The sequence below is a fragment of the Campylobacter sp. BCW_6464 genome, assembly GCF_001762775.1.
Lineage (GTDB): Bacteria > Campylobacterota > Campylobacteria > Campylobacterales > Campylobacteraceae > Campylobacter_D > Campylobacter_D jejuni.
On record NZ_MJXM01000042.1, the window covers coordinates 1 to 2,612 of the forward strand.

General features: G+C 23.5%; 5 protein-coding genes and 1 pseudogene. 3 read left to right on the forward strand and 3 right to left on the reverse strand.

Annotated features, from left to right (window positions below; translation table 11 throughout):
• Nucleotides 1-27 precede the first annotated feature (27 nt).
• Entirely contained in the window at nt 28-315 is a 288-nt protein-coding gene (locus tag AJ885_RS03655; protein ID WP_173405599.1) for a hypothetical protein, read from the forward strand.
• A gap of 50 nt (nt 316-365) precedes the next feature.
• On the opposite strand, the pseudogene AJ885_RS10885 reads toward AJ885_RS03655, so the two are convergent.
• Nucleotides 366-1,268: pseudogene (locus AJ885_RS10885) on the reverse strand (tyrosine-type recombinase/integrase).
• Between the two features lie 228 nt (nt 1,269-1,496).
• On the opposite strand from AJ885_RS10885, the gene AJ885_RS03670 reads away from it, so the two are divergent.
• Both AJ885_RS03670 and AJ885_RS03675 read left to right on the forward strand, forming a co-directional pair.
• The gene (locus AJ885_RS03670; RefSeq protein ID WP_044779695.1) at nt 1,497-1,727 is read left to right on the forward strand and encodes a hypothetical protein; all 231 of its coding nucleotides are present in this window, start codon (nt 1,497-1,499) and stop codon (nt 1,725-1,727) included.
• A gap of 12 nt (nt 1,728-1,739) precedes the next feature.
• Entirely contained in the window at nt 1,740-1,934 is a 195-nt protein-coding gene (locus AJ885_RS03675; RefSeq protein ID WP_038401389.1) for a polymerase, read from the forward strand.
• Here the strand turns inward: AJ885_RS03675 and AJ885_RS10435 are convergent.
• Together AJ885_RS10435 and AJ885_RS10440 are read right to left on the reverse strand one after the other, a co-directional pair.
• Nucleotides 1,931-2,092 carry a hypothetical protein gene (locus tag AJ885_RS10435; protein ID WP_162842081.1) on the reverse strand — a complete coding sequence of 54 codons (162 nt, stop codon included), beginning with the start codon at nt 2,090-2,092 and terminating at the stop codon, nt 1,931-1,933. The genes AJ885_RS03675 and AJ885_RS10435 overlap by 4 nt on opposite strands.
• Before the next feature lie 187 nt (nt 2,093-2,279).
• A complete protein-coding gene (locus AJ885_RS10440) occupies nt 2,280-2,423 on the reverse strand; it encodes a hypothetical protein (RefSeq protein ID WP_002807233.1) in 144 nt (47 codons plus the stop codon).
• Between the last annotated feature and the right edge of the window lie 189 nt (nt 2,424-2,612).

Here is a 2,612-nt window from a genome sequence, read left to right on the forward strand (position 1 = left end):
GAAAATAAAGAAAATAGAGAAAAACTCATAAAAACCCTAATAATACACTTAAATTCTTATTTAGAGGCTGAAAGTAATCTACAAAAAATCAAGATTTTAGTCAAAATATATCAAAATTTACAAAAATGTAGCCGAACTCCTGATCTTATTGACATAGAAGAACTTGAATTTAACAAAGAAGACATTTTCGAAGAATTATTTTATGCTTTAGGCGGTTTAGGAGGTATGTATTCCGTAGAAATAATACAATCAAGAATTGCAAATTTCATCAAAATACTTGGCGGAGAACCTAAACTTTTATTAGAACAATTTTAAACACATAGACTTCTTCTTGAAGTCTATGCAAATACTCAATTTTAGAAAAATTAATTATTCAATAACGCAGCTTTTATTGTATCATTTGTTGCTTTGGCATATATAGCAGTAGTATTTAGTTTTGCATGTCTTAGAATTCCACAAGGTTTGTTCCTTTGGCTGTTAATCTCATGGCTAAAGTGTGTCTAAGCAAATGAAGTCCTTTTTTGCTGATCAAAGCTTTAGCGTAAATATTATTTACAATCAAAAAAGCATTGCTTCTATTTAAATGTTTTCCTGTGCTAGTTTGCATTATGTAATCACTATCTTGGATATTTTCTTTAAAATATTCAAGCTCATCATCTACTTCTTCTTTTTTAATAAATGCAAATTGTTCTTTACCGCCCTTGCCTATTATGGATATTTTTAATATTTCATCATCAACCTCTTCAAAATCACAAAGTTTTACATTTAAAGCTTCAGAAATTCTAAGTCCTCCATAAAGCATAAGTTTTTTCTAAAACTATTGTAAACTTCTTTTTTTGCTTTTTCTTTCTCTAAAACATTATTTAGCCTTATAATTTCATTTTCATTAAGATAATTTAATTTTCTTCTGATTTTTCTGTTCTAAATCTAATTTTCTTCATATCAAAGGAAAAAACAAACAAATCATCATTATTATCGCTTATAAAAGAAAAAAAGCTAGTTAATACTCTCAAATAAGTTATTTTTGTTTTTTTTGATAGTTTATTGCCATTTTTTCTAAATAATTAATAAAATTGACTAAAAAAGTCGTTTTTATATCGTTTATTTGCATTTCATCTTGATATTCTAATAAATATTCTACAAGATCTAAAAATACGCCTATAAAGTAAAAAAGTATTATTTGAATAGGATAATGCTTGAATATGTTTCAAATAAGCTTCTATCCAACGCTCTAAATCTTCGCTTATTGTAGTATTTTTAAGTTTCATTTTATTTATATCCTTTTTTTATAACATAATAATATATTATGTTATATTTATTTGCTTGTGTTAATACCAAAATATATATTTTAATAGGCTTATTTTGAAATAAGATTATGTTATATATTTTAAATTATACCATAAAAATATTTATATTTTTGCATTATTTGTCTATTTATACAATTTTTTATTAAAATTATGGTATAATTTATTTATTTTAACAAATAAAGGATAAAAATGGAAAAAAATACAATAAATAATGAAAATATTCAAAAAAATGAAATATTAATTCCAAAAAGAGTTTTATTTGATGAAAAAACATTAAAAATGATAGAAATGATGATTCCTACTTACAAAGATGAAATTTCTAATGCAAATAAAGAAAATGAGAAAATTAATCAAATGATTAAGCTTGCTATAGAAAAAATGTTTAAAAATGATTTTTTGAATAAAATAAATAATTTTTAATTAGGTTTTTTTATGAATAATGTTTTGTTGCACAGAATAACTGAGAAAGGAAACATTCGCTATTATAGCATAGAAATTATTGCCACTTTATTTGAGGAATATATGGTTGAGAGAGTTTACGGAAATGTGCGTTTTAAAAGTTGCACAGGAAGAAAAAATAATGTATTTCCAAGTTTTAATGAGGCACAAATTTTTTTGAGAAGTTAAAGAAACAAAAAATGAAAAAAGGGTATGCGTAAGTTTTTGCTCAAAAAATAAGAAAAAAACATTGATAAAATAGGCTTTTGAGATAAGCTTTTAGCTAAACTCTCAAAAACAGGTAAAAAATCCTTATCAAATCCGCTAATTTCAATTTTTATAGCCATTTATATCCTTTCTTATATAATTTTTATTTTTATTATACCATAAAGGGTTTTGTTGTAAAATTGGAAAAAACTTTTTTTATATATAAAATTACATAAATAAGACAATCAAAATACAATATAAAAGATTAAAGAATAGTAAAAACGGTTTTTTAAAAAAACTAATATAAATATATGGCTAATTATATAATTAATCCTCCTCTAAGCCATCATTAATTCCTGCTTCTGCAAGTTCAAGCTGTTCTTTTTGATACACTTTATCATCTTTAAAGGCTTCAAAACTTTTTTCCCATAAAACCTTTCTTTGCTCTATATATTCTTGATCTTTACACATATTAATCCTTTTTATTTATCAGGTTTAAAACCACTATCTAAAATTATTTTTGTCATTGCACCTTTAAGTTTATCAAAACGATTTAAAGCTTGCATATTACTAACTCTAAGCAATCTTATTTTATCATCTTTTTTATAAAACACTTTAAAAACTTCATCACTTTGTTTGTGTTTTACCATATCATCTAAA

Excerpts from the sequence above, each read along its gene's own strand:
- AJ885_RS03670 (WP_044779695.1), top strand. The coding sequence starts at position 1,497 with ATGGAAAAAAATACAATAAATAATGAAAATATTCAAAAAAATGAAATA.
- AJ885_RS03675 (WP_038401389.1), top strand. The coding sequence starts at position 1,740 with ATGAATAATGTTTTGTTGCACAGAATAACTGAGAAAGGAAACATTCGC.
- AJ885_RS10435 (WP_162842081.1), bottom strand. The coding sequence starts at position 2,092 with ATGGCTATAAAAATTGAAATTAGCGGATTTGATAAGGATTTTTTACCT.
- AJ885_RS10440 (WP_002807233.1), bottom strand. The coding sequence starts at position 2,423 with ATGTGTAAAGATCAAGAATATATAGAGCAAAGAAAGGTTTTATGGGAA.